The organism is Scandinavium sp. NPDC088450 (assembly GCF_044900545.1).
Classification (GTDB): Bacteria; Pseudomonadota; Gammaproteobacteria; order Enterobacterales; family Enterobacteriaceae; genus Scandinavium.
Window position 1 is genome coordinate 163,451 of the sequence record NZ_JBJDNI010000008.1, and the last position, 21,749, is coordinate 185,199.

The following is a 21,749-nucleotide window of genomic DNA, read 5'->3' on the forward strand; positions in this document are numbered from 1 at the left end:
CATTACCCCTGACTTAATACAGTCATCATTTTCTTAATATCCGCCCCGAGGAACGTCAGCCCGGATTGATATTTCACGGCATTATCCGCGAAATGAATTCGCTCCCGGTCCATGTCCACGGTATTGCCATCTGCGCTCGGCTGATCCGGCACGCGATACAGCAACTGGCTGTCATCAAAAGGAACCGACTTCCCTTCAATATGTTTATTCGACGTTAAAGAAAGGGAGACCGATGTTTTCGCCACGGCCTGGTTGGCCATGGTATTTTTTAACTGCTGAGAAAAGTCCATATCTCGCGCCAGATAGCCCGGGGTATCGGCATTGGCGATATTCGATGCCAGCACATCCTGGCGGCGCGAAAGCAGACTCAACGCTTCCTGTTGAAAGCGAAACGCATCATCAAGTTTATTGACCATTACACAGGCTCCTGCCTCGCTTTATCCAAACCGCGATAGTGTAGACAGCGCTGGTGAAATATCACACTGTAAAGACCCGACAAAAATATGCGTAATTAGCGAAATCAGAATGGATATTAAGACAGGGAAATAACGAAGCATTTAAATAGCGACAAAAGTGTCAGCATTTGCCGCAATAAATCAGCTTAGGATGCGTATATAATTTAATCACAGCTTTATTTCAGCCACACTTTACGCTTATTTCATAAAGGCAACAAGATGACGTTCTCTCTCTTCAGAATAGCCGCGCTAACCTGGGCCTGTTCTGTTCCGGTTTTTGCCAGCGCCCCGTCGACGGACACGGTAAAACAGCATTTGCAGCTCAAACTGGAAGCGCTGTTTCAACAGCCTGTTGCGGCGCAAGGCGACGTGGTCAGAACAGTTACTTTGCTTGCCAGCCCGCAGCAAATTGCGGCGGTGTGTGAAACACCAGAACTCAGCGTTGCAGGCCAGGATAACCGTCTGACAGGAAAAAGAACGGTCGTTGCCCGCTGTGGGACGCGCAAAATCTTCCTGCCCGTTCGCGTCAACGCCTCCGGCACCTGGTGGGTGGCAAGCCAGAGTCTGCCGAGCGGTGCCATCCTTCAACAAAGCGACATTGAGCCGCACACGGGGAATATCGACGGACAGCCTGCGGGGTTAATTTTCCAGCCCGAAGAGATTATCGGCCAGCGTCTGACCCGAGCCCTCATCGCCGGGAAGCCAGTTTTGCAAAACCAGTTGCGCCAGCAGTGGCGGCTGCATGCGGGGCAACAGGTGGATTTGGTGACCACCGGGAACGGCTTTCGCATTCGCGGTCAGGGCAAGGCGCTGAATAACGCCGCCATCGACGACACGCTGAGAGTGCAAACCGCCAACGGCCAGACTGTGAGCGGAAAAGTCGCCCCTGACGGCCAGGTGATGATTTTTTTACGACAATAATTTTAGTTTTTTCGTGGATCCCCGATGAAGAGGTTATACACAGCCCAAAACGAAAAAACAGGCGAGGACACCGATGAGTATTGAAAGTACCAAACCAACAGCGCCGGTTAACGGCCTGAGCAACAGCCAGGAACTGCGCACCCGCAACGCACAGCAGGAAAACAGCGTTAATACCGCGCCTGCACAAGCGGAGAAAGGTAGCGAAGTCACCCTGAGCGCATTAACCCGACAGATTCAGACCGACGACAGCCGCGATGTGGATTATGCCCGCGTGGCAGAAATTCGCGCCGCGCTGGCCGCCGGAGAATTACCGCTAGACCCCGAAAAAATTGCCCACTCGCTGGTGCAGGACATGTTTCAGTTTCACTAATCGCAGGACGTTTTTCACTTATGGATAAGCTGTACCCGATACTGGCACAAATGAAGACGTCTCTGGATGAGCTGGAGGCGATCATGATTGAAGAGGTCAATCAGCTAAACCGCCCACAGATTAACCCGGTTTCGCTGCAGGTGCTGACGGACAACAAAAGCCAGCTCCTCTCCACCATCCAGTACTACGACGAATTGCGCCGCCAGCAGGAACAGCTGTCGGCTATCGTTGCCCCCTATCCGCAGCAGAATAAGCTTTCTGTTTGCTGGCAGCAGGTGACTGAGAAAGTGCGCAGTACCAAGGCGCTGAACCTGAAAGTGGAAGCGTTGCTGCAAAGCCATATGCAGAAAAACCAGCACATGCAGCGGGTTGTCGAGCAGGTCGGCCACACCAACACGCTTTACGGCCCGGCGGGAGAATCCAGCCAGCCGACCACCGGTCGGAAGTACAACATCAGCATTTAACTGTCCTTTCTTGTCTTGTCCTCATACTTTGCTCGCCCTTGTGGCGGGCTTTTTTTTTATTCATTGCCCAGCGGCGCTGCGCTTGCAGGGCCTACATGTCTCGAATCTGGAATAAAAAAAACCGCTGTCAGACAGCGGTATAGGCATTTGCGGAGGCGCGGGATTTTCGCAATGAGGACATTTCCGTACTCAATGAATGAAGGCGGGCCTGAATGCACTGCATCAGGGTGGCGTCGACCCCAAGCAGGATTTCTAATCGCTCCACGGCGGCCTCTTTGACCGCCTGTTCAAGCAGACTGAAGTTCACCTGCCCTATCTCATTCAGCACGCGGGAGTAGTCTTCCACTTCATTGGTGAACGCTTCCCACTCCTGCTGTTCGGCATACGACAACAACACGCTGTTGCGTGCAATCAGCGCGTCAATCTGCGCAATGATGGTGTTATCCATGCGCCACCTGTTTATTCAACGGATCAATCGCTTTCCAGGTCTCAGACAGGTCAACCATCAGCGAAATCAGGTGCGGCATGTTGTCGCCGTTTTTGGTCAGATTCGCTTCCAGCAAATTGCGCGAAACGTACTCGTACAGGCTTTCGAGATCTTCGGCAATTTTGCCGCCAATCTCATGATTGAGGCCAGCACGCAGGCCGTTATCAATGATGTTAATCGCCCGGGAGATCATCTCGCCACGGCGAGCAATATTGCCCTGCTGAAAATAGATTTCTGCCCGGCGCATGGCGTTAATCGCGCCATCGAACAGCATCACAATCAGTTGATGCGGCGTGGCACCTGCGACCTGGCTTTCAAGGCTCGCAGCGGTGTAGGCATTGCTGCCCGTTTTGGTATACATCGTTACATCCTGCCGGGCAGGCGAGCTGCCCGGATTGAGTGGGTTAGCCCATGATCCCGAGCAGCGCAGACTGCAGCTGCTGGCTCATGTTGTTCATTTCAGACATCGCTTTGTCGAGGCGCAAAAACTCTTTTTCGCTACGCTTGAGGCTCTCTTCAATGCGTCTTTCCACATTGGCGATTTGCGCGGCGACGCGCTTCTCTTGCGCCTTCAGGCCTTTAATCGCCGAGTCGATAGCGCCTTCTTTATTGGAAACAGATTCGCTGTCACCGAGGTAGGTTTTAAACACGCCGTCCATGCGGTCCTTCAGCCCTTCCGCGCCGCCTTTGCCCAGGAACAGCGCTTCCACTTCTTTAGGATTGTCTTTCAGCGCGGCATCGAGCTTTTTATTATCGATGGACAGGACGCCCAGCGTGCCGGTGCGATCGTCCCCCACGTTGCCATCAAACTTGACGGTAATGCCCAGGCTGCCGAGGGTGGCGAACACGTCGCTGGACTCGCCAAAATTGCCGCCCACGGAAGATTTCATCTGGCTTGTCAGGCGGCGTAACGTGCCGTCACCAAACAGCGCACCGTTGTCTTTATTGGGCTGAACCAGCTCCCCTTCTTTGACATTTTTTTCCGGCTCTTTGTAGAGGCTGGCGGTGCCCGCCGCGCTCAGGAAGCTGTTGTAGTTTTTGACGAACTCCTCAATCAGGCTTTTCACCTTCGAGGTGTCGGCGGTGACGGAAAGTGTTTCCGCCTTTGGATCGCCAGCACCATCATCCGGTGACACTTCGCGCAGCTCAAGGGTAATGCCAGTGATCGCATCGCTGATGGTGTTTGAGCTGTGGGAAGAAGGCTCGCCGTCAATTTCAATCTCGGCATTTTTTGCCGCCACCATCAGCCCTGCTTTTTTTGGATCGTACCCAGGTGCTGCCGGATCGTTGTTTGGCTTCGCCGGGTCGTAATCCAGGACTTCAGCCAGCTTGCTGTCACCCGTGACCGAAACGGTCATCTCCCCGTCTTCACCGGTTTTTTTCGAGGTCAGCACCAGCTTGAACTTCCCGTTATCAGCGGCACGGACCTCAGCGGTCACTTCGCCGTTCTGGGCGTTGATCTTTTTCGCGACCTGTTCGAGGGAGGTTTCATCTTTCTTCAGCTCAACGTCCATCTTTTTGCCATCACCGGTGGTGATAGTCAGCGTACGGGTGGCAGCAGAATCGCCAAGCAGTTCATCTTTTTTGGCCTGCGCAGCGGTGCCAATTTTGTGCGCCGTCGCCAGTTGCTTCACGACAATGCCGTAGCTGTTGGGGATGGCCCCTTTGCCTGCTGTCGCTTTAAACGTTTTGTTATCGCCAAGGCTGACGCCGTTAAAGCCTTCGTCCTGCAATTTGCCGAGGGTGGTTTTAAGGGTATCCAGCGAACTGGAGATTTTGCCCCAGGACGACACCTGGTTGTTATAAGAATCCTGCTTCAGCAAATAAGGGTTCAGTTTCTGGCTTTCAGCCTTTTGCAGCTGAGCCAGCATTTCAGGGATATTCAGTCCGGAGCCGCCAATGCCCGGCACAGAGAAAGCAGCCATAATAAGTCCTGTAATAAAGAGTGGGGAATCACTTATTCCCATCGGATTATCTGGCAGTAAGTTTAATTTTTTACCTTTCTACCAACAATGCAGCGACCCGATAAAGACACAGTATTGCGCTTATTAAGGCATTGATATTGCCTATCGCGATAATTGCCGTCAGTTTTGCCGCTAATTATCAATATGTAAAAAAAACCACAAAAAATATTTTAGTGCTAACCCGGCCTCCCCGATAAATAAGTTATGCGCAACATGACTCGCATAGTTCCCTGTCAACTGCACTGCAGTTCTCATTTATTTAAAAGGATATAAATATGGCCCAGGTCATTAATACCAACTCACTGAGCTTGATGGCTCAGAACAACCTGAACAAATCTCAGACCTCTCTGGGTACCGCTATCGAGCGTCTGTCCTCCGGTCTGCGTATCAACAGCGCGAAAGACGATGCAGCGGGTCTGGCGATTTCCAACCGTTTCACTTCTTCTATCCGTGGCCTGACTCAGGCAGCACGTAACGCCAACGACGGTATCTCTCTGGCACAGACCACCGAAGGCGCACTGGGCGAAGTGACCGAGAACTTACAGCGTATTCGTGAGCTGACCGTTCAGGCGAAAAACGGCACCAACTCTGCCGATGACCGTAACTCCATCCAGAAAGAAATCACCGCTCGTCTGGACGAAATCAAGCGTATCTCTGATACCACCAACTTCAACGGCGTGAACGTACTCGACGGTTCTAAAGATAAGCTGACCATTCAGATCGGCGACAAAGATGGCCAGACCATCGACATCGACCTGAAAAAGCTGGATATCGAATCTCTGGGTCTGGATAAGTTCTCTGAAGAGTTTGGCAAGATTGCCGATCACCTGAAAGACTCTCAGTTCGCCAAGGCGGGTACCGCTATTACAGCAACCTCAACAGGCATTGATTTCGGTGGCGCCAAGGTATGGGATTCCAGCACGGGCGATCTGGATACCATTGCCGAAGCCATTGATCCTGGCTATGACAATACCGACATCGAGCTGGTGAGTTCCGGTACAGGTGCTGACATGAAGTTCTATGCGCTCGATACTAACACTGGCAAAGCTTATGAGATGGAGATCACCTTCGACGAAACAGGCGCCAAAGCAACTGTCGGTTCCGCGGCTAAAGGCGAAGAAATTACTGCACTGGATTTCGACACGCTGAAAAACGGCCCAAGCAAGCTGAAAGACTTCACTGAAGTCAAAGCGGATGGCGAAATCACCGATGATACTGGTGCTGCTTTCCAGCTGGACGCAGCCAAACTGGACAAAATCTCCACCGATCTGTTCGGTTCTGACGCAGCAACCAGCGGCATGACCATCTACTCTGCGAAAGGCGGCAACCCGAATGAATTCTTCGCCGTTGACGCCAACGGTGAGATGACGAGCTTTACCGTCGATGCAGCAGGTGATGCAACCGCAGTTGCGATGAACGAAGTGGACAAACACGCGATGGCTAAAGCGACCAACGGTGCCGACAGCCTGCTGGCTAAGCTGGACTCGGCGCTGACCGAAGTGACCAACTTCCAGGCTGACCTGGGTGCCGTCCAGAACCGTTTCGGTTCTATCATCGCGAACCTGAACACCACCGTTATCAACACCACCGAAGCTCGCTCCCGTATTCAGGATGCTGACTTCTCTGTGGAAGTGTCTGCGATGAGCCGTTCTAACATCCTGCAACAGGCGGGTATCTCCGTGCTGTCTCAGGCAAACCAGGTTCCTCAGAACGTCCTGAGCCTGCTGCGTTAATCCTTAAAGCGTCCTACCACCTCATTGGGTGCGCGTTCCATACCGCGCACCAATTTGCCCTCCTCTGGAGGGCTTTTTTATGTCTGCTCATTGCCCGGCGGCGCTTTGCTTGCCAGGCCTACAACTCACTCTTTTCGGCACTTTCATTACCCAGTAGGCCGGGTAAGGCGTAGCCGCCACCCGGCACACACTAACTTCTTTTGTAGGCCGGGTAAGCGCAAGCGCCACCCGGCACACACTCAAACGTTAACCGCGGGTCTTCTGGGTCAGAGAATTGGCGACGGTATACACTTCTTCAATCAACACATTGTTGCTCTGCCCGCCTGCCGGAGCACTGTTTTGCGCCTGCATCATGGCATCCGTCACCAGCGCGCGCAGCTCTTTAGAAGAACGGGCGCAGCGCTGAGCCAGATTACGGGCTTCGACAGCAAACACGCTTTCTTCATCGTGCAACGTAAAGCTAAAGGCGCGGCTGGCGAGCGGCACCAGATTGCCGGTGCTGTCAGCAATTTGCTGCGCCGCCTGTTGCAGTGCATTCATCGCCTGCACTATGCCGACTACGCTTTCGGTCAACATCGCTACCCGATTGGCATTTTCTTCCGGCACCTGCAGCAGCATTTCATTTTTTTGCGCCACCACCGTCGCCGCGCTGGCGATGGCCTGCACCTGCTCGCCCATTTCATCCATCAACGGCAGCAGTTGGGTGTGTTGTTCCCGTAGCGCTTGAGATTCGCTTTTCATCAGCGCAGGCAGTTCTTGCTGTAAACGTGAAAGGTGCTGATTCAGGCTGCGCACCAGCGTCAACGTGGACACCAGCACCAGCGTCGCCAGCGGCCAGGGGTGATGCAGCCCGCCCAGAGGACGCTCGCCAAGATGGCGGCTGGGAATGTCGATAGCCAACAGCCAGGGCGTTTCAGCCACCGGTTGCACAATCAGCGTGTGTTCCCCGCTGGCGGTGCGAAAACGCGTCTGGCGCATCCCTTCCCCGCTTTGTGCCAGCAGCGTGCGCAGCGGGATCGCCATCGGCAAGTCCATATCGCTCAGCGACTGCATATTGGCCGCGCCTGCGGCTTCGCCAATGATTCGCCCGGAGGTGTCGACAATCCAGATGCGTCCGCCCAGCCTGTCGCCGAGCTCTTTAACCAGCGCGTTGAAGAAGTTGCGTTCCACGCTCGCCTGCACATCAGCATCGCTGCCGTCCGGCAAGGATTTATCCAGCGCGTAGCTTTTCAGCGTCACCACGCTTTCGGTCATTGAGCGCTGCTGCGCTTCAACCCGGTCGAGCTGCTCGCGCAGTTCGGTGGCGAGTTTATCCACCTGGTGGCGCAAGCGCTCACCTTCCGATTTGATGAAATGGGGCATCACTCCGTACTGGATAACCACCAGCAGAGCGACAACGAGAATAATCGCGATAACGGTCAGTAACATTGCATAACGCCTGTGAATTCATAGGCAGCACAGCGCTGCCCTTACAGGGTTATTTTATTATGGGAGGGAGGGGGAAATACGCAGCTTGAACCGCCAATAACCGCGCACTTTTGCAGCGCAGCCAGAGGCTTAGTGGACGAAAACAATTTTACGGGCGTTGAGCCATTTCTTTGCCAGCCAGCCGTCCAGGCTCAGATACGTGCCGCCGTATACCATCAGCATCAGGCATAACAGCATGTACAACGTTTCCGGCAGATAAAGCAGCCAGCTGTACCACGTCAGCAGGTTGATCCCTTGCGGAATGGTGTGCAGCCCAACGGTCAACAGCGCCACCGTGCTGATGATGAAAAGCACCAGTGCGCTCAGGCGAGTCAGTAATCCCATCGCCAGTGTTAACCCGATCACACATTCGCAAAATGCCACAAACACTGCCATCACTGCGGGAAAGGGAATTCCGGCATCCACCAGCGTTTCCAGCATCAGCTGCTGGTTTTCAAAAACGAATAGTTTATTGAAGCCGGAGGCGAAGAAAAACAGCCCAAGCGCGATACGCGACAGCGTCAGCGGAAAGGTCGAAATAGCGTCTGAGGTCTGAATCACTCGCCGAAAGATAAACATGTACGCTCCTTGTAAATATCCGATAGCTCGCCGAAAAGCGCTGCTATCTGAAATCGTAAGTGCTCACCACACTTAAGAAAAAATGTATTAATGGGGTCTGAAATTTTGGCCCAGTATAGTTTGCAGGCCGCCTGGCGCAACCTCTGCCCCGGCAATTTGCGAAATAATAACCACAAATAACAAAATGGCTTTTGTTAATTAATATTAATTTAGTGAAAGATAATGTACGTATTATCGGTGGACTATTCACCACACGCTTTCGTACGAAAATGTTAGCACCCTCTTAATGCCAGGGGTGAGTAAACACCCACTTCACCCTTCTTCAGGTTATCTGAATCCGCGCCAGCTATAGTGTTCAGCGGGATTTACCCCGTTTTTTTTAATGGTATTATTTGCGCCGCATGGCTCAATTGTCCATCCTCAAAGGGGAGTGTTAACTTTATTAACGGTGAGCAGGACCTTTCTGGAGTGAAAGAAACTTTCAGCCAGCGAAATTAATAACCTTAATAATGTTGTGACTACCCTGTTGGGGTGGTTGAAAAAAGACGATGTAAGTCATAAAAAGCTGGCTCGCGCGCTGCGTTAACAACGTGCGGCCACAGCGATTAATAAAATCAATGCTCACCTGAACACCGAAAAGGCTCATTAGAAGAATCAAAAAACTATGCTCAACAACATTGCAATTGGATTGTCAGTGACGCTGGATATGCAGACTCGGACGCTGACCCGAACCCGGGACGGAGAGAGCGTCACCTTGCCCGCCTCCGCCTGCCTGTGCTTGCAGGCACTGGTGGACGCGAAAGGTGATGTACTCTCTCAGGAACAATTAATGGATATCGGCTGGCGCAGCGCTGGCGTGGAAGTGACAGACAACAGCGTGCGGGTGATGGTCAACAAACTTCGCCGGGCGCTCAATACTCTCGATCTCCAGGATACCGTCACGCTGCTGGCGGTCACCCGCAGCGGCTATCGATTAATTGTACGTGACGATACCGTCAGCGAACTGCCTCCCCAACCCCTCCCCGAAGTGCCAGCCGTTTTTCCTCAGCCTCACCCTCAGCCCCTACCCGACGTGTTGCAACCGGCGGTGAAAGCCCCGCGAAAGAAGCGTTACAAGTACCTGATAGCGGCACTCTGCGGCATTATTGCGGGGGTGATCGTCTCTACGGTGCTGCACAACGTGTATATCGTTACGCCGGTAAAAATTTCCTTTACCCGCTGGAACGGCCCGGGCATTCCGCGTAACACCGTGGTGCTGGTGCCGGAGGATAAAACCAACCAACAGGCGACCATCGAAGCCACGCTGCAAACCTACGCCACTCACGTGCTCAACCGGCGGCCCAAAGAAAACCCCGCACACGTGCTGTATGTCACCTTAGCTGACGATAAAACGAAAAAACATCTGGGGCTGATAGCCTGCCAACAACCGTTTCAGGACAAGAACAATGACTGCGAGTCGTTCTATTTTCGCTTTTATTAAATCGCCGCTGACGATGCTGTTTTTGGCCGGGTTTATTGTGGCCATCATAGGCTCAGCGGTGTACGCCTGGTTCAGCACGCCGCTGACCTCCCAGTGCATTTCGCCCGTCTCTTTTTACGCGATAAAGGACGATGAAAACGTCACGCTAACGCGCGGCACTTACCGGACATTCCGCGAGGGGCTGAACAAAGGCAGAATCACCTTCACCGGCAGCATTGCGCATTTTAGCGATGACAAGCCGCGCCAGCCGCCCATTCCGGTTCAGCGTGAAGTGCAGTTTGAAGGCGAGTTTTCCGGCAATCTGCTGCACATGACCGTCACCGGGCATCATCGCCGTTTGGGCGATCAGAGCAGCGATCAGGACGTAACGGACAATATCTTCCCGCAAATCAGCAATGGCGAAACGGGCACCACCTCGCTGTATATCCTCGACGGCAAAGTGCTGGCGACAGGCACCGAAACCGTGGCGCGTGTCGCCTGTATTGACTGACCCGGTTCCCCGGTGCAGTTAGCCGGGGATCACCAGTTAATTCTCAAGCCAAGCGTGCCGGCATAATCAGAGCGATGCTGATTATCCAGATCGTTGGTTAGGGAAGTGTCATTACAGGCAGCGTAAGCTGAAGGAGTGGTAATAAGCGCCAGGTTCAGACTGGCAGCCACTGGGGAAATATCTCACATAATAATAAAGGTTATTGTTCTGACCATCGCGACCGCCTGCTGTGAATACTGTTTTTATTCTTAAACATGTAGACGCAGATGAATAAATCGGCAACAAACGCAGCGCGAAGCCGCTGTTTTTCACGCTCAGGAAAAGGACAGGATCAGCTCGCCGATATTGTCGAAGATGCGCGCCATCAGGCGTTCGAAGAAAGGAGCCAGGGTCTGGGCAATTAAGAACAACGCCACCATGCCCACGCTTAACGTTAACGGGAAGCCGACCACAAAAATAGAGAGCTGTGGCGTTAAGCGGTTTAACAAACCGAGGGTAAAGTTAATGCACAGTAACAGGGAAATAATCGGCAGCCCGAGCATCAACCCCTGGCTGAAGATTAATCCGGCCTGGCTGACCAGATATAAAAATCCCCCGGCGTGCAACGGCGCAGCATTGACAGGCAGCGCGTGGAACGTTTCGGCCAGAATACCCAACAGCCACAGATGCCCGTTGAAGACCAAAAAAAGCAGCGTCACCAGCAGGTTAAGGAAGCGCGAAATCACCGGGCTGTTGCCGGTGCCGGGGTCAAAAAAGGTCGCAAATGAGAGGCCCATTTGCATGCCGATTATCTCCCCCGCCAGACGTACCGCCGCAAAAATCAATTGCAGCATCAGGCCCATCGCCGCGCCAATCACCACCTGTTTCGCCAGCACCCACGCGCCGGTCCACGTATAAAGCCCAACCTGCGCATCCGGCACGCTTGAGCTAATCAACAGCGCAATCAGCAGCGCCAGCCCCGCACGCACACGCGCGCTGATGCTCTTTTCACTGAATATCGGCGCGACATGCAGCAAAGCAGCCACGCGTACCATGATGAAAAAAGTATGGCTGAGCTGGCCGTAAAGCTGCTCAAGAGGCAGGCCAAACATCGTCAGCCAATCGCGAAGGGAATGCTGGCGAACAGCGCCCGGGTGTATTCGATGTAGATTTTCATCATCCACGGCCCAAGCGCCACCGCCACGCCGACAATCATCAAAATTTTGGGGATGAAGGTCATGGTCATTTCGTTAATCTGCGTTGCGGCCTGCAAAATACTGATGATCAGGCCGGTCGCCAGCGCCACCAGCAGCAGCGGCCCGGAGACCATCAGCCCAACTTTGATGGCCTGCATACCCAGCACCATCACGCTTTCAGGGGTCATAATTGTGTCCTAACTGTAGAAGCTCTGGGCCAGCGAGCCCAACAGCAGTTGCCAGCCGTCCACCAACACAAACAGCATCAGTTTGAACGGCAGCGCAATGGTGGTCGGCGGCACCATCATCATCCCGAGCGCCATCAAAATACTGGCGACCACCAGGTCGATAATCAGAAACGGAATGAAAATGGTGAAGCCAATCTGGAACGCGGTTTTCAGCTCGCTGGTGACAAACGCAGGCACCAGAATGCTTAACGGCACTGCTTCTGGCCCGTCAATCGGCTCCGATTTCGCCATCCGGGCAAACATCGCCAAATCACTTTCACGGGTTTGATCGAGCATAAAAGCACGCAGCGGTTTCACGCCCTCGCCGAGCGCCGTTTCCATGGTGATTTTATTCTCCTGAAGCGGCAGCCAGGCCTTGTCGTAAATCTGCGTGAAGACCGGCGACATCACATAAAACGTCAGGAACAGCGCCAGCCCAATCAGCACCTGGTTTGGCGGTGCCGTCGGCGTGCCCAGCGCGTTACGCAACAGACCGAGGACAATAACGATGCGGGTAAACCCGGTCATCATCAGCAGCACGCCCGGAATGAAAGTGAAGCCGCTGAGCAGCACCAGCGTCTGCACCGGCAGCGACCAGCCCTCTTCGCCCATCGGTTTGGCGAGCAGAATATCGCTGTTGGCCGCCAGCGTGCTGAACGCAGGCAGCAGCAGCCCGGCGCCCAGTAATAGCCGCCACGGAAAACGACGGTTAATCATGATTCAGCGTCCTGGCGGTATTTCTGACGGAATTTATCGAGCATGGCCGAGAAGGCCACGGGCGAAGCCACTGCAACCTCTGTCTCTTGCGCAGGCCGTTCTTGTGTTGCCAGACAGGTTATCTGCGTGGCGGTCACGCCGAGCACCAGGCGCTGATTGCCCACATCCATCAGCACCACGCGCTCGCGAGTGCCAAGAGACTGACTGGCGACCAGCGTCATCGCATGGCTGGCATCGTTCAGCCGTTTATTCAGCCCGCTACGACGGAAAAGCCACGCCAGGGCGACCATCACCAGGATGATCAACACCAGCGCACCCGTTACCGTCATCAGCACAGAATCCGCGGCGAGAGGAGAAGTTACAGCGTTCATTAGCGGCTCAGGCGGTGCATGCGCTCAGACGGCGTAATAATGTCGGTGATACGAATGCCGAATTTATCCGACACCACCACCACTTCACCCTGCGCAATCAGGTAGCCGTTGATCAGAATGTCCAGCGGCTCACCGGCCAGGCCATCCAGCGACACCACTGAGCCCTGGCTCAGGCGCAGCAGCTCTTTAATGGTCATTTTGGTGCGCCCTAATTCCACCGTCATTTTGACCGGAATATCCAGAATCAGGTTCATCTCTTCAGAAAATTGAGGAACAGCCATTGAGTCGGTATTTCCCGCAGCGTGTTGCTCACTCAGTGCGTCGCCCCAAAGATTATCGATGGAAGGGTCTTCAGAGCCCGACGAGGTATGGATATCGCTCATGGGGAAATTACTCCTTGTTTAATAAATGTAATGCCGGCTGAATCATCTGTTCGACTTTCAGCGCGTATTGATTGTTAACTGAGCCATATTTCGCCGTGAACACCGGCACCCCGCCGACGCTTGCGGAAATAAACTCTTGTTTGTCTAAGCCGATGACGTCGCCTTTTTTCATGCTCATCACGTTGGTCAGCCGGGTACTGACATCCGCAAAACGGGCCACCAGCTCCAGTTCGGTTTCCCGCATCTGGCTTGCCAGCATGCCGCGCCAGTGAGAATCCTCATGGCGGGAGTTGTCCATAGGCGGGTTGCTCAGCAGCTCGCGCAGCGGCTCGATAGTGCTGAAGGGAATACAAATATTGAATTCCCCACGGTGCGAGCCAATCTCCACCGAAAAAGGCGTGGTCACCACCACGTCGTTGGGCGACGAAGTGATATTGGTAAACTTCACCTGGATTTCAGAACGGATGTATTCCGTTTTGATTTTATAAATCGAGCTCCAGGCAAATTCGTACGCTTCCCGCGCCATACTCAGCATGCGATGGATCACGCGCTGCTCGGTCGGCGTAAACTCACGCCCATCGGCCTTGGTGGGGAAACGCCCGTCTCCGCCAAACAGGTTATCGACCGCCATGAACACCAGCCCCGGCGAAAACGCCATCAGCGAGGTGCCGCGCAGCGGGTTCAGGTGCAGCAAATTCAGGTTGGTCGGCACCGGAAGATTACGGGCAAACTCATGATACGGCTGAATTTTGATGTTGCCCGCGGTGATATCCGGGCTACGACGCAACAGGTTAAACAGCCCCATACGAAACTGACGGGCAAAGCGTTCGTTAATAATTTCCAGCGAATGAAGGCGTTCGCGGATCACCCGGCGCTGGGTATGCGGATCGTAAGGCTTGATGCCCGCATCCACATGATGGCTACCGTGGTGATCGTCGCTGCTCTCGTTATCGGCATTGAGCAGGCGGTCGATCTCATCCTGTGATAAGAAACTGTCAGCCATAATAGTTACCGCAGAATAAATTCATTAATCAGGACATCAGTCGGGCGGATCGTCTGGTTATAGGCGAGCGGCTTGCTGAGTTCATTTTTCAGACTGGCAATTAATTGCGTTTTTCCTTCATCGGTCGATAAGGCTTCATAAGTTTGCTGAGTTAACAGCATAAACAGGCGGCTGCGATATTCTGGCAAATACTTTTCCAGCAATAATAAAGATTGCTGATCGGCCAGGCGCACGGAAATACCTAAAAACATCACCCGGTCAGATTCATTGGCCGTCGGTTTTAAACTGACGGTAAAAGTATTCATCGACACATACAGCGGTTCGACATTCACCGCCACCGGCGGGGCCTGGTCGGGTTCAGCAACCGCAGCCAGCACCTCAGGTTTGGCGAATTTCAGCTCCCAGAAGAGGTAGCCCGCAAAGCCGCACGCCGCCAGAGAAATCAGGAACATCAACGTTGTCAGAAGCGAGCGAGACCCTCCGCCAGTGGCGGACTTTTTATTTTTGTTACTCATTAAGCATTAACTCAGTCAATAAGAGAGGCGGCACTGTCCTCTCTCGGGTAAATATGGCGGGTATTGTAGTCCATTTAATGAGCTGAATAATCAGGGGATAAAATTTCATTCCTGAAGCTATTTCAGCACTTCAGGCAAAGGTATTTATTCCATAAACATTTCCCGGTTGAGTTGTTAACAACACCGGAACACTTTCCTCATCACTCACTCCATTTTCATCAGCATGAGCCTGTTGCTGCTGACCTGCGCTTTCCCGGTCCTGCGTCCCTGATCCGCCAAACGGGCTTTCGGCGCTGACGCTGGTCTGGCCTAACTGCACGCCGGATTCTGCCATCGCGCTACGCAGCTGCGGCATGGCCTGCTCCATCGCGTGGCGCACTTGCGCATGCTCGCTGACAATGTGAATTTGCGCCTGCTCCTGATTGAGTCGCAGCGTGATGTGCAGCGAACCTAACTCTTCCGGATGCAAACGAATTTCCGCATTCTGAATGCCGTTGCGGCTGAAGGTGACGATATGCTGGCTCACCGACTGCTGCCACTCAGGCGTTTGCGGAGGCTGATTCACCGTCACTACAGTCGGAATAACCGGAGCCGCTGTTGGGCGCATCGCGGCGGGCATTGCAGTCGTTGTCGCTACCAGTGGCGGCGTACTTTCTACAGAACTGATGTCCTGAGCCACAGGCGGCGGCTGAACGCTGGTCTGCATGGATACAGGGGCTTTTTCCGCCACGCTTGCCAGGGTGAGAGGTTTATCCGTCGCGACGGCTTTGCCTCGTTTTTCCCCTGCCACACCAGCAGCCAGTGGGGCTTCCGCCTGAACAGGTTGGCGGGCTTTCAGTACGCCAGCAGGCGATGTTTCTGCATTTTTACGGGTGACCAATTGCTGAAGCTGCCACTGCGGCGAGGTTTTCCCTTCGCTCTGCAAAGGGGTTAACGCCTCTTCCACCGTCGCATTGTCGACAGGCAGCTCAGCGTCAATTTGCGCTTGCTCCACTGGCAGGGCCTCAGGCTGAGGAGTCTGAACGTCCACCGCCAAAGCGGGTATCACCAGCCCCATTTCCGCCAGCTTCTCTTCCAGCGCCAGATTGAACATTTCACCCGACAACGCTTCCAGTGCGGGCGGTGCTCCTGCCTCACCCGCCAACAGCGTGGTGATATCAATCTTCATAATCTCTCTCTTTTTTGTCCGGCTCGCTGGGCGAACTCATCCATCATTTTTTGTTCATGACGGCTTTGCACCAGCGCCTGCGCCGTTTCGCGCCGCACGATCAGCGTTTCAAACGCATTCAGGCGCTGCTTGTCTTTGATCCAACGGGCTTTCGCCTGGTCGACCGCTTTTTCGCAGCGATCGACGTGGTTTTCATGCTGCTTAACGACCTGATTGAGCGACAAAATAAACGACTGATGGTTGACCAAATCCGCCACCGACATGCCGCTGCCCATCATGCCTTTGCGCAAAGACTGCTGATATTCCAGCTCGTAGTGCTGAAGCTGCTGATGCTGGCTGACCGCATCCTGCAACGTTTGCTGCACGCTACCCAAAGTACGGGTGGTTTTGGTCAGCGTTTCTTCCGCCATCTCGCGCAGCATCACCATGGGATTTTTGACTTTCATCGCTCCACCCTTAGTTGTTCAGCGTCGGGAACAGGCCGTTCAGCCCGGCAATGGCCTCTTCGTAACGGCTGCGTTCGTGAATCGCCTGATGCAGGAACGCTTCCAGCGCCGGATAGTCGTTGATCGCCTGGTCGAGCAGCGGATCGCTGCCTTTCACATACGCGCCCACGCTCACCAGATCGCGGTTGCGCTGATAAGTCGACAGCAGCTGTTTGAAGCGCTGCACTTTGCGGTACTGCTCATGGGGGATCAGTTCGGTCATCGCACGGCTGATCGACGCTTCAATGTCGATCGCCGGATAATGCCCCGCTTCCGCAAGACGACGTGACAGAACGATATGCCCGTCGAGGATCGCACGCGCGGAATCGGCGATCGGATCTTGCTGATCGTCGCCTTCGGTCAGCACGGTATAAAACGCGGTGATCGACCCACCGCCCGGCATGCCGTTTCCGGCGCGTTCCACCAGCGCAGGCAAACGTGCGAAAACAGAAGGCGGATAGCCTTTGGTAGCCGGAGGTTCGCCAATCGCCAGCGCCACTTCACGCTGCGCCATCGCATAGCGGGTGAGTGAATCCATGATCAGCAGGACGTTCATCCCGCGATCGCGAAAATCTTCGGCAATACGAGTGGCGTACACCGCGCCCTGCATACGCAGAATGGGCGAAACGTCTGCCGGAGCGGCAATCACCACCGCGCGTTCGCGGCCTTCTTCGCCGAGAATATTTTCAAGGAAATCTTTAACTTCGCGTCCACGCTCGCCAATCAGCCCGACCACAATTACATCTGCCGTGGTGTAACGCGCCATCATGCCGAGCAGCACGCTTTTGCCCACGCCGGAACCAGCAAACAGGCCCATGCGCTGCCCGCGCCCGACCGTCAGCAAGCCGTTGATGGCACGAACGCCGACATCAAGAACGTTTTTAATCGGGTCACGATGCAAAGGATTAAGCGTGGGCGTAAACAAGCCCGCCGCAGGTTTGCCTGGTGCGGCACGACCATCCAAAGGACGGCCCTGCGCATCCAGAACACGCCCTAACAAATGCGGCCCAACGGGCAACTGTTTGCCGGTGGTGTTATCGGCTTCTGGAGCGTAAACACGTGCGCCTGGCAAAATGCCGTCGACCTGCTCCAGCGGCATCAGGTACAGCGTTTGTCCGTTAAACCCCACCACTTCGCTTTCGACGGCGGTGATGCCCTGGCTGCTTTGACGTTCCACGATGCACAGCGCGCCAATCGGCAGCTTCAGCCCTACCGCTTCCATCACCAGCCCGGTCGCCCGGGTCAGCTTCCCGTACTGACGAAAGTCCTGCAGTTCGTCAAAACGCGCTTCGACCCGGTCGATGGCAGACAGCCAGCTTTTTAACTGTTCGCTCATTGCGACAGCTCCTCGCGAGCCAGGCCGCACAACGTCTGCCAGCGGGTTTCCAGGCTTGCGTCAAACTCGACATCCGGCGACACCACGCGACAGCCGCCCGCCGCAATCAGCGGATCGCTGTGCAATTCCCAGCCCGCCGCCAGCAGTGTTTCGCCCAGCGCTTCGGTCACTTTGCTGCGCTCATCAGGGTGAACGTACAGCTGGATGGTGCCGTGCAGCAGCGCATCCTGTTTCATCAGGGTGCGGATCTGTTTCACCAGCGCGGTGTTATCCACCATGCTGACGGAGCCATAAAGCTGCTGAACCGCAGCCAGCGCCAGTTGCACCAGACGGCCGGGGATCAGGCTGTCGAGGTTATCCAGATTCTGCCTGAAATGCGTGACCCAGCCTTGCGCCTGACGCAGCACGGCCTGCTGTTCGCTGGCGGCCTGCGCCAGCCCTTGCACCAGCCCGGCTTCGCGGCCTTCACGCAAACCCGCTTCATAGCCTTGCTGGCGACCTTCTTCCTGACCTTTGCTGACGCCTTGTTTAAAGCCTTGCTGTTCCGCCTGCTGACGAAGCCGCGCCAGCTCGGCTTTGAGCTGCTCTTCAGACGGCGCATCCGCCAGGTTTGGCAGCGGCGAATCTGGCGTGTCGTTCAGCAGATTCTCAGGCTGCCAGCTGCGCCACTGTGGCGCATTGTGCTCATCAAACGTAGGCATCGTCGCTGCCTCCAATCAGGATCTCGCCGGCTTCGGCCAGACGACGAACCACGTTGAGGATAGTCTTCTGCTCGGCTTCCACCTGAGACAGACGAACCGGGCCACGCGACGCCAGATCTTCGGTCATCAGATCGGACTGACGACGAGACATATTGCGGAAGAACTTCTGACGCAGCGCTTCGTCGGCGCCTTTCAGGGCGATGATCAGCGTCTCGCTTTCCACTTCCTGCAACAGGCGCTGGATTGAACGGTCTTCCACTTCGACCAGGTTTTCGAACAGGAACATTTCGTCGATGATCTTCTGCGCCAGCTCGCCGTCGAATTCGCGCACCGCTTCGATCGCCGCTTCTTCCTGCTGCGATTTCATCAGGTTGAGAATTTCGGCCGCCGGACGAACACCACCCATTTTGCTGCGCTTGAGATTCTGCCCGTGTAGCAGGTTGTTGAGCACTTCAGTCAGTTCCTGCAACGCCGCTGGCTGCACGCCGCCGAAGGTGGCGATACGCAGCATGATGTCGTTACGTTCGCGGTCGTCGAATTTGCCCAGCACGTCTGCCGCCTGGTTACGTTTCAGGTGCACCAGAATGGTGGCGATGATCTGCGGGTGCTCTTCCCGAATCAGGTCAAACACCGACTGCGGCTCCATAAAGTTGAGCGTTTCGATGCCGTTGGTGCCCTGATGGGTGTCGAGCAAATCTTCCAGCAGCGACGACGCACGCTCTTCGCCCAGCGCCTTGATCAGCACGCTGCGCAGGTAATCGTTGGTGTTGAGGCTCAGCGCCGCGTATTCGTTGGAGTCGTTTTTAAACTCCTGCAACACGGTCGCCATCTGGTCATGGGTAAACCCGGCCATGTTGACCATTGAGCTACTGATTTGCTTCACCTCGTGAGCATTCAGGTGCTTGAACACTTCGGCGGCGAGCTCATCGCCCAGCGTCAGCATCACAATGGCGCTTTTTTCGGAGGCATTCATGATTTGAGTTCCTTATTCATCCACTGGCGGATCACCAGGGCGATCACTCGTGGCTCCTGCTCAGCCAGCTCACGCAGCTGCTGGGTATTCATTTCGGTATCGACACGCTGCTGAGCACGTTCGCGAGCTTCTTTCTCGGAGGCGCGCTTCTTCTCGGCCAGCTGTTCTTCGCGGGCTTCTTTTTCCATTTCCAGACGACGCAGGCTGGTTTCCTGATGACGCAGCCAGGCTGGCTGCACCAGCTTGCGCCACATCACCCAGGCGATAATCGCAATCACCAGATAACGCGCGATGGACATCAGCAAGGCGTAGAAACGGTCCTGTTTCCAGAACGGTGGCAAAGGTTCTTCCACCACGCCGTTGAACGGCGAATTCATGATGTTGACGCTGTCGCCACGGGCGGCGCTAAAGCCAATCGCCTCTTTCACCAGCGAGTTAATTCGCGCCAGTTCCGCCTCGTTCATCGGCCCACTTTTGCCCTCTTCGCCCTGCGGCAAATGGTTAATCACCACCGCAACGGAAAGACGCTCGATACGGCCCGTGGTCGATTTGATGTGCGTCAGCGTGCGATCCACTTCGAAGTTGGTGGTTTCGTCGCTGCGGTTGTTATAAGGCTGTGCCGTTTCGCGTCCGCCCGTTTGGGTGGGGCGTTTATCAGCAGCATTGGCAGCATTATTCTGGTTGAGCGGCTGAGTGATTGGCGCGGTTGCCGGTGCCGGTGGCTGATTGCTCAACGCGCCCGGTACGCCGCCCGTCGTGCGGCCATTGCCCTGCTCGGCCAGGCTTGCCTGACGGCTACGGATCGCCATTTTCTCTGGATCAGAGTTCGGCTGATACTGTTCCTGCGTCTGTTCCTGCTGGGTGAAATCGACCTGCGCGGTGACCTGCGCACGGATGTTGCTGTCACCCACCAGCGGCGCAAGAATGCGCTGAATACGCTGCTGATAATCCGTTTCAATTTCCGTGGTGTATTTCAGCTGCGAGGTTTGCAGGCCGCGTAAGCCACTTTGCGTCAGCAGGTTGCCACGCTGATCGACAATGGTGACGTTTTCCGCAGGCAGCCCGGTGACCGCGCTGGAAATCAGATGCGTGATAGCCACCACCTGAGCGTCATCCAGCGTGCGCCCCTGAATCAGATTGACGGTGACAGAAGCGGTAGGCGATTTCTGCTCGCGCACAAACATCGACGGCTTCGGCACCGCCAGATGCACGCGTGCAGTCTGAATCGGCCCCAGATTTTCGATGGTGCGAGACAGTTCGCCTTCCAGCGCGCGCTGGTAGTTCACCTGCTCGCTGAACTGGCTGATACCAAACTTTTCCTGGTCCAGCAGCTCAAAGCCCACGGAACCGCCTTTCGGCAACCCTTGCTGGGCCAGCTTCATGCGGGCTTCATGCACCTGACCTTCCGGCACCATGATCACGCCGCCCGGCGCGTCGATGCGGTAAGGCACATTCATTTGCGTCAGCTGCGCGACAATCGCCCCACCGTCTTCATCGCTGATATTGCTGAACAGCACGCGGTACGCCGGTTCTTTTGCCCAGAACATCAGCGCAATGAGGACCGACAACGCCGCCGCCGCGCAAATGACCAGCAGCAGTTTCGGGCTCCCGCGCAGCGATGACAGTGCGGATTTCATTCGCTCTGCCGGATTATTCGTTAAACCATTTAATGTGGCACTCATGCCGTAATCCTGTAAGAAATAGCACGCACTGAACCAGGCGCGTCAATTCACCCGTGATGGCGAACTGATATCGACGAGTTGAAATTTGAGAGAATTTTTCAGGCGGGCATTATCGACTGGAAGCGGTTTTTTTTAAGGATAAATAAGCTCAAAGTTATGTCAGCTTATCGGATTTTCTGCCGGATTTACCCGCGTGGTAAGCTGTCGGCGTTTAAAAGATGCGCAATACATTGCCGCTTTTTCTTTATTAATGCAGGAAGGGAATAATGTCAGCAACATTAATGCGTGGCGTACTCGATCAGATTCAAACCCAGGCGCAGCAAGTCGGCGGCCAGAGCAGAGTCCGCGCGGGCACTCAGGATGACGCGCCGTCGTTCTCCAGCGTTTTATTTAACAGCATCAACGAAATAAATAAAACTCAGCTCGACGCGAAAAATACCACTCAGCAGTGGATGTCCGGCAGCAGCGATATTGGTTTGAATGACGTGATGCTGTCAATGCAGAAATCTTCTATTTCCTTCAGCTTTGGCGTGCAGGCACGTAATAAGATGCTGAGTGCCTATCAGGAAATTATGAATACTCCGGTATAAGGCCTGTCGCTAT

26 protein-coding genes are annotated in these 21,749 nt (G+C 54.8%); 7 read left to right on the forward strand and 19 right to left on the reverse strand.

Features of this window, described 5'->3' with window-relative positions; all coding sequences use genetic code 11:
• Positions 1-2: 2 nt before the first annotated feature.
• Positions 3-416, reverse strand: coding sequence for a flagellar basal body rod protein FlgB (gene flgB, locus ACI2I2_RS09890; RefSeq protein WP_404657754.1), 414 nt, complete (start codon positions 414-416; stop codon positions 3-5).
• 258 nt (positions 417-674) lie between these two features.
• On the opposite strand from flgB, the gene flgA reads away from it, so the two are divergent.
• The 3 genes from flgA (at position 675) to ACI2I2_RS09905 (ending at position 2,210) form a co-directional block, all read left to right on the forward strand.
• Positions 675-1,376: a flagellar basal body P-ring formation chaperone FlgA gene (flgA, locus tag ACI2I2_RS09895; RefSeq protein ID WP_404657755.1), complete on the forward strand. Its 702-nt coding sequence runs from the start codon at positions 675-677 to the stop codon at positions 1,374-1,376.
• Positions 1,377-1,449: 73 nt separating this feature from the next.
• Complete coding sequence (gene flgM / locus ACI2I2_RS09900) at positions 1,450-1,746, forward strand: flagellar biosynthesis anti-sigma factor FlgM (RefSeq protein ID WP_404657756.1); 297 nt, start codon at positions 1,450-1,452, stop codon at positions 1,744-1,746.
• Between the two features lie 20 nt (positions 1,747-1,766).
• The gene (locus ACI2I2_RS09905; RefSeq protein ID WP_404657757.1) at positions 1,767-2,210 is read left to right on the forward strand and encodes a flagella synthesis protein FlgN; all 444 of its coding nucleotides are present in this window, start codon (positions 1,767-1,769) and stop codon (positions 2,208-2,210) included.
• Positions 2,211-2,337: 127 nt separating this feature from the next.
• Here ACI2I2_RS09905 and ACI2I2_RS09910 read toward each other — a convergent pair whose 3' ends face one another.
• From ACI2I2_RS09910 to fliD, 3 genes are read right to left on the reverse strand one after another with little or no spacing between them, the layout of a single operon-like run.
• Complete coding sequence (locus tag ACI2I2_RS09910; protein WP_404657758.1) at positions 2,338-2,658, reverse strand: flagellar protein FliT; 321 nt, start codon at positions 2,656-2,658, stop codon at positions 2,338-2,340.
• The gene (fliS, locus tag ACI2I2_RS09915; RefSeq protein ID WP_404657759.1) at positions 2,651-3,058 is read right to left on the reverse strand and encodes a flagellar export chaperone FliS; all 408 of its coding nucleotides are present in this window, start codon (positions 3,056-3,058) and stop codon (positions 2,651-2,653) included. The genes ACI2I2_RS09910 and fliS overlap by 8 nt, the downstream gene beginning before the upstream one ends.
• Before the next feature lie 43 nt (positions 3,059-3,101).
• Entirely contained in the window at positions 3,102-4,622 is a 1,521-nt protein-coding gene (fliD, locus tag ACI2I2_RS09920) for a flagellar filament capping protein FliD (RefSeq protein WP_404657760.1), read from the reverse strand.
• A gap of 314 nt (positions 4,623-4,936) precedes the next feature.
• Here fliD and ACI2I2_RS09925 point away from each other — a divergent pair, with 314 nt between their 5' ends.
• Positions 4,937-6,394 carry a flagellin gene (locus ACI2I2_RS09925; RefSeq protein ID WP_404657761.1) on the forward strand — a complete coding sequence of 486 codons (1,458 nt, stop codon included), beginning with the start codon at positions 4,937-4,939 and terminating at the stop codon, positions 6,392-6,394.
• A 246-nt stretch (positions 6,395-6,640) separates the two neighbouring features.
• On the opposite strand, the gene ACI2I2_RS09930 is transcribed toward ACI2I2_RS09925, so the two are convergent.
• Both ACI2I2_RS09930 and ACI2I2_RS09935 read right to left on the reverse strand, forming a co-directional pair.
• Positions 6,641-7,822 (reverse strand): methyl-accepting chemotaxis protein, encoded by a 1,182-nt coding sequence (locus tag ACI2I2_RS09930; protein WP_404657762.1) that lies wholly within the window; start codon positions 7,820-7,822, stop codon positions 6,641-6,643.
• Positions 7,823-7,951: 129 nt separating this feature from the next.
• The gene (locus ACI2I2_RS09935) at positions 7,952-8,440 is read right to left on the reverse strand and encodes a DoxX family protein (protein WP_404657764.1); all 489 of its coding nucleotides are present in this window, start codon (positions 8,438-8,440) and stop codon (positions 7,952-7,954) included.
• A 664-nt stretch (positions 8,441-9,104) separates the two neighbouring features.
• Between ACI2I2_RS09935 and ACI2I2_RS09940 the strand changes: the two genes are divergently transcribed.
• On the forward strand, positions 9,105-9,920 hold the full coding sequence (locus tag ACI2I2_RS09940) for a transcriptional regulator (protein ID WP_404657765.1): 816 nt from the start codon (positions 9,105-9,107) through the stop codon (positions 9,918-9,920).
• Positions 9,886-10,410, forward strand: a complete 525-nt coding sequence (locus ACI2I2_RS09945) for a hypothetical protein (RefSeq protein WP_404657766.1) — start codon at positions 9,886-9,888, stop codon at positions 10,408-10,410. The genes ACI2I2_RS09940 and ACI2I2_RS09945 overlap by 35 nt, the downstream gene beginning before the upstream one ends.
• A gap of 314 nt (positions 10,411-10,724) precedes the next feature.
• On the opposite strand, the gene fliR is transcribed toward ACI2I2_RS09945, so the two are convergent.
• The 13 genes from fliR to fliF all read right to left on the reverse strand — a co-directional run bounded on the left by fliR (position 10,725) and on the right by fliF (position 21,146).
• Positions 10,725-11,501 carry a flagellar biosynthetic protein FliR gene (gene fliR / locus ACI2I2_RS09950; RefSeq protein ID WP_404657767.1) on the reverse strand — a complete coding sequence of 259 codons (777 nt, stop codon included), beginning with the start codon at positions 11,499-11,501 and terminating at the stop codon, positions 10,725-10,727.
• Positions 11,502-11,503: 2 nt separating this feature from the next.
• Positions 11,504-11,773 (reverse strand): flagellar biosynthesis protein FliQ, encoded by a 270-nt coding sequence (gene fliQ, locus ACI2I2_RS09955; protein WP_404657768.1) that lies wholly within the window; start codon positions 11,771-11,773, stop codon positions 11,504-11,506.
• Between the two features lie 9 nt (positions 11,774-11,782).
• The gene (gene fliP, locus ACI2I2_RS09960; RefSeq protein WP_404657769.1) at positions 11,783-12,529 is read right to left on the reverse strand and encodes a flagellar type III secretion system pore protein FliP; all 747 of its coding nucleotides are present in this window, start codon (positions 12,527-12,529) and stop codon (positions 11,783-11,785) included.
• The gene (gene fliO, locus ACI2I2_RS09965; RefSeq protein ID WP_404657770.1) at positions 12,526-12,900 is read right to left on the reverse strand and encodes a flagellar biosynthetic protein FliO; all 375 of its coding nucleotides are present in this window, start codon (positions 12,898-12,900) and stop codon (positions 12,526-12,528) included. The genes fliP and fliO overlap by 4 nt, the downstream gene beginning before the upstream one ends.
• Entirely contained in the window at positions 12,900-13,283 is a 384-nt protein-coding gene (gene fliN, locus ACI2I2_RS09970) for a flagellar motor switch protein FliN (protein WP_404657771.1), read from the reverse strand. The genes fliO and fliN overlap by 1 nt, the downstream gene beginning before the upstream one ends.
• 7 nt (positions 13,284-13,290) lie before the next feature.
• Positions 13,291-14,286, reverse strand: a complete 996-nt coding sequence (fliM, locus tag ACI2I2_RS09975; protein ID WP_404657772.1) for a flagellar motor switch protein FliM — start codon at positions 14,284-14,286, stop codon at positions 13,291-13,293.
• A gap of 5 nt (positions 14,287-14,291) precedes the next feature.
• Positions 14,292-14,801 (reverse strand): flagellar basal body-associated FliL family protein, encoded by a 510-nt coding sequence (locus ACI2I2_RS09980; protein WP_404657773.1) that lies wholly within the window; start codon positions 14,799-14,801, stop codon positions 14,292-14,294.
• Positions 14,802-14,931: 130 nt separating this feature from the next.
• Positions 14,932-15,969 (reverse strand): flagellar hook-length control protein FliK, encoded by a 1,038-nt coding sequence (locus tag ACI2I2_RS09985; RefSeq protein ID WP_404657774.1) that lies wholly within the window; start codon positions 15,967-15,969, stop codon positions 14,932-14,934.
• Positions 15,966-16,397: a flagellar export protein FliJ gene (gene fliJ / locus ACI2I2_RS09990; RefSeq protein WP_404657798.1), complete on the reverse strand. Its 432-nt coding sequence runs from the start codon at positions 16,395-16,397 to the stop codon at positions 15,966-15,968. Before fliJ ends, ACI2I2_RS09985 begins: the two co-directional genes overlap by 4 nt.
• 28 nt (positions 16,398-16,425) lie before the next feature.
• A complete protein-coding gene (fliI, locus tag ACI2I2_RS09995; RefSeq protein ID WP_404657775.1) occupies positions 16,426-17,790 on the reverse strand; it encodes a flagellar protein export ATPase FliI in 1,365 nt (454 codons plus the stop codon).
• A complete protein-coding gene (locus ACI2I2_RS10000; RefSeq protein ID WP_404657776.1) occupies positions 17,787-18,491 on the reverse strand; it encodes a flagellar assembly protein FliH in 705 nt (234 codons plus the stop codon). The genes fliI and ACI2I2_RS10000 overlap by 4 nt, the downstream gene beginning before the upstream one ends.
• Positions 18,478-19,464 carry a flagellar motor switch protein FliG gene (fliG, locus tag ACI2I2_RS10005; RefSeq protein ID WP_404657777.1) on the reverse strand — a complete coding sequence of 329 codons (987 nt, stop codon included), beginning with the start codon at positions 19,462-19,464 and terminating at the stop codon, positions 18,478-18,480. Before fliG ends, ACI2I2_RS10000 begins: the two co-directional genes overlap by 14 nt.
• A complete protein-coding gene (fliF, locus tag ACI2I2_RS10010; protein WP_404657778.1) occupies positions 19,461-21,146 on the reverse strand; it encodes a flagellar basal-body MS-ring/collar protein FliF in 1,686 nt (561 codons plus the stop codon). Before fliF ends, fliG begins: the two co-directional genes overlap by 4 nt.
• Positions 21,147-21,412: 266 nt before the next feature.
• Here fliF and fliE point away from each other — a divergent pair, with 266 nt between their 5' ends.
• On the forward strand, positions 21,413-21,736 hold the full coding sequence (gene fliE / locus ACI2I2_RS10015) for a flagellar hook-basal body complex protein FliE (RefSeq protein WP_404657779.1): 324 nt from the start codon (positions 21,413-21,415) through the stop codon (positions 21,734-21,736).
• The last annotated feature ends 13 nt before the right edge of the window (positions 21,737-21,749 follow it).

Bases quoted from the DNA above. Each gene is read 5' to 3' on its own strand.
- flgB (WP_404657754.1), bottom strand. From the start codon at position 416: ATGGTCAATAAACTTGATGATGCGTTTCGCTTTCAACAGGAAGCGTTG.
- flgA (WP_404657755.1), top strand. From the start codon at position 675: ATGACGTTCTCTCTCTTCAGAATAGCCGCGCTAACCTGGGCCTGTTCT.
- flgM (WP_404657756.1), top strand. From the start codon at position 1,450: ATGAGTATTGAAAGTACCAAACCAACAGCGCCGGTTAACGGCCTGAGC.
- ACI2I2_RS09905 (WP_404657757.1), top strand. From the start codon at position 1,767: ATGGATAAGCTGTACCCGATACTGGCACAAATGAAGACGTCTCTGGAT.
- ACI2I2_RS09910 (WP_404657758.1), bottom strand. From the start codon at position 2,658: ATGGATAACACCATCATTGCGCAGATTGACGCGCTGATTGCACGCAAC.
- fliS (WP_404657759.1), bottom strand. From the start codon at position 3,058: ATGTATACCAAAACGGGCAGCAATGCCTACACCGCTGCGAGCCTTGAA.
- fliD (WP_404657760.1), bottom strand. From the start codon at position 4,622: ATGGCTGCTTTCTCTGTGCCGGGCATTGGCGGCTCCGGACTGAATATC.
- ACI2I2_RS09925 (WP_404657761.1), top strand. From the start codon at position 4,937: ATGGCCCAGGTCATTAATACCAACTCACTGAGCTTGATGGCTCAGAAC.
- ACI2I2_RS09930 (WP_404657762.1), bottom strand. From the start codon at position 7,822: ATGTTACTGACCGTTATCGCGATTATTCTCGTTGTCGCTCTGCTGGTG.
- ACI2I2_RS09935 (WP_404657764.1), bottom strand. From the start codon at position 8,440: ATGTTTATCTTTCGGCGAGTGATTCAGACCTCAGACGCTATTTCGACC.
- ACI2I2_RS09940 (WP_404657765.1), top strand. From the start codon at position 9,105: ATGCTCAACAACATTGCAATTGGATTGTCAGTGACGCTGGATATGCAG.
- ACI2I2_RS09945 (WP_404657766.1), top strand. From the start codon at position 9,886: ATGACTGCGAGTCGTTCTATTTTCGCTTTTATTAAATCGCCGCTGACG.
- fliR (WP_404657767.1), bottom strand. From the start codon at position 11,501: ATGTTTGGCCTGCCTCTTGAGCAGCTTTACGGCCAGCTCAGCCATACT.
- fliQ (WP_404657768.1), bottom strand. From the start codon at position 11,773: ATGACCCCTGAAAGCGTGATGGTGCTGGGTATGCAGGCCATCAAAGTT.
- fliP (WP_404657769.1), bottom strand. From the start codon at position 12,529: ATGATTAACCGTCGTTTTCCGTGGCGGCTATTACTGGGCGCCGGGCTG.
- fliO (WP_404657770.1), bottom strand. From the start codon at position 12,900: ATGAACGCTGTAACTTCTCCTCTCGCCGCGGATTCTGTGCTGATGACG.
- fliN (WP_404657771.1), bottom strand. From the start codon at position 13,283: ATGAGCGATATCCATACCTCGTCGGGCTCTGAAGACCCTTCCATCGAT.
- fliM (WP_404657772.1), bottom strand. From the start codon at position 14,286: ATGGCTGACAGTTTCTTATCACAGGATGAGATCGACCGCCTGCTCAAT.
- ACI2I2_RS09980 (WP_404657773.1), bottom strand. From the start codon at position 14,801: ATGAGTAACAAAAATAAAAAGTCCGCCACTGGCGGAGGGTCTCGCTCG.
- ACI2I2_RS09985 (WP_404657774.1), bottom strand. From the start codon at position 15,969: ATGAAGATTGATATCACCACGCTGTTGGCGGGTGAGGCAGGAGCACCG.
- fliJ (WP_404657798.1), bottom strand. From the start codon at position 16,397: ATGGTGATGCTGCGCGAGATGGCGGAAGAAACGCTGACCAAAACCACC.
- fliI (WP_404657775.1), bottom strand. From the start codon at position 17,790: ATGAGCGAACAGTTAAAAAGCTGGCTGTCTGCCATCGACCGGGTCGAA.
- ACI2I2_RS10000 (WP_404657776.1), bottom strand. From the start codon at position 18,491: ATGCCTACGTTTGATGAGCACAATGCGCCACAGTGGCGCAGCTGGCAG.
- fliG (WP_404657777.1), bottom strand. From the start codon at position 19,464: ATGAATGCCTCCGAAAAAAGCGCCATTGTGATGCTGACGCTGGGCGAT.
- fliF (WP_404657778.1), bottom strand. From the start codon at position 21,146: ATGAGTGCCACATTAAATGGTTTAACGAATAATCCGGCAGAGCGAATG.
- fliE (WP_404657779.1), top strand. From the start codon at position 21,413: ATGTCAGCAACATTAATGCGTGGCGTACTCGATCAGATTCAAACCCAG.